4 protein-coding genes are annotated in these 5,805 nt (G+C 70.7%); 3 read left to right on the plus strand and 1 reads right to left on the minus strand.

From position 1 onward, the window contains the following. The 3 genes from F3J18_RS35200 to def all read left to right on the plus strand — a co-directional run. On the plus strand, window positions 1-1,075 hold a 1,075-nt coding region (locus F3J18_RS35200), incomplete at its 5' end, for a cell division protein ZipA C-terminal FtsZ-binding domain-containing protein (protein ID WP_166916732.1). A 133-nt stretch (window positions 1,076-1,208) separates the two neighbouring features. Then, window positions 1,209-3,284, plus strand: coding sequence for an NAD-dependent DNA ligase LigA (ligA, locus tag F3J18_RS35205; RefSeq protein WP_166916734.1), 2,076 nt, complete (start codon window positions 1,209-1,211; stop codon window positions 3,282-3,284). After that, window positions 3,281-3,814: a peptide deformylase gene (gene def, locus F3J18_RS35210; protein WP_025099331.1), complete on the plus strand. Its 534-nt coding sequence runs from the start codon at window positions 3,281-3,283 to the stop codon at window positions 3,812-3,814. Before ligA ends, def begins: the two co-directional genes overlap by 4 nt. Window positions 3,815-3,934: 120 nt before the next feature. Here the strand turns inward: def and F3J18_RS35215 are convergent. Next, window positions 3,935-5,805, minus strand: a 1,871-nt coding sequence (locus F3J18_RS35215) for a pseudouridine synthase (RefSeq protein WP_240156496.1), incomplete at its 5' end; no start/stop codon positions are given.

Genomic DNA, 5,805 nt, shown 5'->3' on the forward strand with positions numbered 1-5,805 from the left:
CGAGGCCCGCGTCGAGCCGACCTTCGGCGGCGCGCCGGAAACTCCGGCCGCTCCGGCCGCCCCGGCTGATACGCCGGCCGACCTGCAGGCCGATGAAACGCTTACCGCCGCAGGCGAGGGCGCGGATCACGCAGCCGGCGAGGCCGAGTCCGCCGAAGCCGGCGCCGCGGCGCAGCCTGCAATCGCGGCAAGCGCCGTGCCGATCGACGACGGCGAGCCGGTGCTGCCGGCCGCCACCACGATCTCCTCGGCGCCGCCCACCATCGTCGATCGCCGCATCGACTGCATCGTGCCGATCCGGCTCGGCGCGTCGCTGCCCGGCGAGCGGATCCTGCCGGCCGCGCAGCGCCTGCGCCGCGCCGGCAGCAAGCCGGTGCACATCGAGGGCAAGCCCGAGGACGGCGGCAACTGGGAGCTGTTGCAGAACGGCGTGCGCTACGAGGAACTGCGCGCGGCCGCGCAACTGGCGAATCGCAACGGCCCGCTCAACGAGCTCGAATTCTCCGAATTCGTCTCGGGCGTCGGCCAGTTCGCCGACGCGATCGACGGCGCGCCCGAATTTCCCGACATGCTGGAGACGGTCTCGATGGCGCGCGAGCTCGACGGCTTCGCCGCGCAATGCGACGCGCAGTTGTCGATCAACGTGATGTCGGACGGCGCGCCCTGGTCGGCCAACTACGTGCAGGCGGTGGCCTCGCAGGACGGCCTGCTGCTGTCGCGCGACGGCACGCGCTTCGTCAAGCTCGACGCGAAGCAGAACCCGGTGTTCATGCTGCAGTTCGGCGACACCAACTTCCTGCGCGACGACCTGACCTACAAGGGCGGGAACATGATCACCCTGGTGCTCGACGTGCCGGTGGCCGACGAGGACATCCTGCCCTTCAAGCTGATGTGCGATTACGCGAAGTCGCTGTCCGACCGGATCGGCGCGCGGGTGGTCGACGATTCGCGCCGGCCGCTGCCCGAATCCACCCTGGTGGCGATCGAGCAGCAACTGATGAAGCTCTACGCGAAACTCGAGGAAGCCGGCATCCCGGCCGGCTCGCCCGTCACGCGGCGCCTGTTCAGCCAGTAAGCCGAAGCCGGCCCCCGGGGCGCGGGTTTTCCCGTCCCGGCGGCAGGCGATCCGGTGCTTGCGGGAAGGTGCGCAAGCGCGCGCCGCCTGAGATAATCCTCCCTTGATTGTCACCAGAGCAAGTGCCGCCAGCATGGCCCGATCCCCAGTTGAACCGCCAGCCAGCCAGCCGTCCGAACGGGCGGCCTGGTTGCGCAATGAACTCGAGCGTGCGAATCACGCCTATTACGTGCTCGACCAGCCCGACCTGCCCGACGCCGAATACGACCGGCTGTTCCGCGAGCTGCAGCAAATCGAGGCCGAGCATCCCGACCTGATCACGCCCGATTCGCCGACCCAGCGCGTGGGCGGCGAGGCCGCCACCGGCTTCACGCCGGTGCTGCACGACGCGCCGATGCTGTCGCTGAACAACGGTTTCTCCGACGAGGACATCGCCGCCTTCGACAAGCGCGTGGCCGACGCGCTCGACAAGGCGCCGGCCGACCTGGCCGGCACCGCCACCGATCCGGTCGAATACGCCTGCGAGCTCAAGTTCGACGGCCTGGCGATCTCGCTGCGCTACGAGCATGGCCGCTTCGTGCAGGCCGCCACGCGCGGCGACGGCACCACCGGCGAGGACGTCACCGAGAACGTGCGCACCATCCGCTCGATCCCGCTGACGCTGAAGGGCGAGAACCCGCCGGCCCTGCTCGACGTGCGTGGCGAGGTGCTGATGTACAAGCGCGATTTCGCGCGCCTGAACCAGCGCCAGCGCGAGGCCGAGCAGCGCGAGTTCGCCAATCCGCGCAACGCGGCGGCCGGCAGCCTGCGCCAGCTCGATTCGAAGATCACCGCGCAGCGGCCGCTGTCCTTCTTCGCCTACGGCATCGGCGTGCTCGAGGGCGCGACCATGCCCGACACGCACAGCGGCCTGCTCGACTGGTACGCCGGCTTCGGGCTGCCGGTCAATCGCGAGCGCGCGGTGGTGAAGGGCGCCGAGGGGCTGCTGGCCTTCTTCCACAAGGTCGGCGAGCAGCGCGAGGCGCTGCCCTACGACATCGACGGCGTGGTCTACAAGGTCAACCGGCGCGACGAGCAGGAGCGGCTCGGTTTCGTCTCGCGCGCGCCGCGCTTCGCGCTGGCCCACAAGTTCCCGGCCCAGGAGGCGCTCACCCGGCTGCTGGCGATCGAGGTGCAGGTCGGCCGCACCGGCGCGATCACCCCGGTGGCGCGGCTCGAGCCGGTGTTCGTGGGCGGCGCGACGGTGACCAACGCGACCCTGCACAACGAGGACGAGGTGCGCCGCAAGGACATCCGGATCGGCGACACCGTGATCGTGCGGCGCGCCGGCGACGTGATTCCCGAGGTGGTGTCGGCCCTGCTCGACCGGCGCCCGGCCGACGCGGCCGAATTCGTGATGCCGACCGAATGCCCGGTCTGCGGCTCGCGCATCGAGCGGCTGCCCGAGGAGGCGATCGCGCGCTGCACGGGCGGCCTGTTCTGCCCGGCGCAGCGCAAGCAGGCGCTGTGGCACTTCGCGCAGCGTCGCGCGCTCGACATCGACGGCCTCGGCGAGAAGATCATCGACCAGCTGGTCGAGCAGAACCTGGTGCGCACGCCGGCCGACCTGTTCCACCTCGGTTTCGCGACCCTGGCGGCGCTCGACCGCTTCGCCGACAAGTCCGCGCAGAACCTGCTCGACTCGCTGGAGAAGGCGCGCCACACCACGCTCGGCCGCTTCATCTACGCGCTGGGGATCCGCCACGTCGGCGAATCGACGGCCAAGGACCTGGCCAAGCACTTCGGCTCGCTGCAGCCGATCATGGACGCCACCACCGAGCAACTGCTCGAAGTCAACGACGTCGGCCCGGTGGTGGCCGAGTCGCTGCACCAGTTCTTCGCCGAGGAGCACAATCGCACCGTGATCGCGCAACTGCGCGAGAAGGTCGACTGGCCGGAAGGGCCGCCCGCGCCGCGCGAGCCGCAGGGCGCGCTGGCCGGCAAGACCGTGGTGTTGACGGGTACGCTGCCGACGCTGGGCCGCGACGAGGCGAAGGCGCTGCTCGAGGCGGCCGGCGCCAAGGTGACGGGTTCGGTGTCCAAGAAGACCGATTACGTGGTCGCTGGTGCCGAGGCGGGCAGCAAGCTCGCCAAGGCCGAGGAACTCGGCATCCCCGTGCTCGACGAGGACGGGATGCATCTACTGCTCAAGGGAGAACTGCCATCATGATTCGCGAGATCCTCAGGATGGGCGATCCGCGCCTGCTCGAAGTCGCGAAGCCGGTCGAGGCCTTCGATACGCCGGAACTGCACGAGCTGGTCGCCGACATGTTCGAGACCATGCACCACGCCAACGGCGCGGGGCTGGCCGCGCCGCAGATCGGCGTGGGCCTGCAACTGCTCATTTTCGGTTTCGGCAACAACGCGCGCTACCCGGACGCGCCGCCGGTGCCGGAGACGGTGCTGATCAACCCGAGCGTGGAATACCTGCCGCCGGACATGGAGGAGGGCTGGGAAGGCTGCCTGTCGGTGCCGGGCATGCGCGGCGTGGTGAGTCGCTACAGCAAGGTCCACTACTCGGGCTTCGACCAGTACGGCAAGCGCATCGACCGCATCGCCGAGGGCTTCCATGCGCGCGTGGTCCAGCACGAATACGACCACCTGATCGGCAAGCTCTATCCGATGCGGATCACCGACTTCTCGAAGTTCGGTTTCGCCGAGGTGCTGTTCCCCGGGCTCGATCCGAACGCGGACGACTGAGCGTCGCCAGCACTCGCTGCAATGAAAACGGCGCCGGGAACCCTCGCGGGTTCGCCGGCGCCGTGTCTTTTGCGCGGGCCGCACGTCGGGCCGTTCAGGCGGCCGTTCGTGCTGCCGCGATCAGAAGTTCTCGTCGGGCGACAGGTAGCGCCACTCGCCTTGCGGCAGCGCGCCCAGCATCACGTGGCCCATCCGCACGCGCTTCAGGCCGATCACCTCCAGCCCGACCAGCTCGCACATGCGACGGATCTGCCGCTTCTTGCCTTCGCGCAGCACGAAACGCAACTGCTCGCCGTTCTGCCAGCTCACCATCGCGGGCTTGAGCGGCACGTCGTCGAGTTCCAGGCCGTGGCGCAGCTTGGCCAGCGATTCGGCCGGGAAATGCTGGTCGATGTCGGTCAGGCGCTCGCCGAAGCGCACGCGCACCAGGTATTCCTTGTCGATGTCCGACTGCTCGCCGATCAGCTGCTTGGCGATGCGGCCGTCCTGCGTCAGCACCAGCAGGCCGGTCGAGTCGATGTCGAGACGGCCTGCCGGCGCCAGCGTGCGCAGGTGCTGCGGCGAGAAACGCAGCGCCGAATGATCTCCGCTCCAGTGGTTCTCGCGCGTGATCAGGGTCACGGCCGGCTCGTAGCCGTCCTCGGCCTGGCCCGATACGTAGCCGACCGGCTTGTGCAGCAGGATCGTCACCTGGGCAGCCTGGGCAGCCTGGGCGCGCTGGTCGATCTCGATGTTCTGCTCCGGGCGCACCTTGGTGCCGAGCGTGTCGATCCGCTCGCCGTCGACCAGCACCCAGCCCTTCTCGATCCATTCGTCGGCCTCGCGGCGCGAGCAGAGGCCGAGCTCGGACATCCGCTTCGAGAGACGGACCATGCCGGTTTCGTCGGCGTCGTCGAAGGAGGCAGCGCGCGACTTGACGGGCTGGGCGACCTTCAGGCGCGAGGGGGCGGCGCGTTCGGCGGCGTCGCGCACGGGGCGGGCGCCGGCACGGGCGGGACGATCGCCGCTATCACGGGCAGGGCGGCCTTCGCCGCGGAACGCGCTGCGTTCGCCGTCGCGAGCGGGGCGTGCCGGACGATCGCCATCGCGGGAGAAGCGGGCGCCGTCACGTGATGGGCGCTCGCCATCGCGTGTGGGGCGGCCTTCGCCGCGGAACGTGCTGCGTTCGCCGTCACGAGCGGGGCGCGCAGGGCGATCGCCATCGCGGGAGAAGCGAGCGCCGTCACGCGGCTGGCGTTCACTGTCGCGCGTGGGGCGGCCTTCGCCACGGAACGAACCGCGCTCGCCATCGCGAGCGGGGCGCGCCGGACGATCGCCATCGCGGGAGAAACGCGCGCCGTCACGCGGGGGGCGTTCACCATCGCGCGTGGGGCGGCCTTCGCTGCGGAACGAGCCGCGTTCACCATCACGAGCGGGGCGTGCCGGGCGATCACCGTCGCGGGAGAAACGGGCGCCGTCACGCGGCGGCCGTTCACCATCACGCGCAGGGCGGCCTTCGCCGCGGAACGAGCCACGTTCGCCATCACGAGCGGGGCGCGCCGGGCGATCACCGTCGCGGGAGAAACGCGCGCCGTCACGCGGCGGCCGTTCACCATCACGCGTGGGGCGGCCTTCGCTGCGGAACGAACCGCGCTCGCCATCGCGAGCGGGGCGTGCCGGACGATCCCCGTCGCGGGAGAAGCGAGCGCCGTCACGCGGCGGGCGGTCGCCGCCTTCTCGAGCAGGGCGGCCTTCGCCGCGGAACGAACCGCGCTCGCCATCGCGAGCGGGGCGCGCCGGACGATCGCCATCGCGAGAGAAACGCGCGCCGTCACGCGGGGGACGATCGCCGCCGGTGCGAGCAGGACGGCCTTCGCCGCGGAACGAACCGCGTTCACCATCGCGAGCGGGGCGCGCCGGGCGATCCCCGTCGCGCGAGAAGCGAGCGCCGTCACGCGCCGGGCGATCGCCGCCCTCGCGCGGCGGCCGGCCGAAGCCGCCGCGCTCGCCGT

The organism is Burkholderia sp. Ax-1720, assembly GCF_011753035.1.
Classification (GTDB): Bacteria; Pseudomonadota; Gammaproteobacteria; order Burkholderiales; family Burkholderiaceae; genus Burkholderia; species Burkholderia gladioli.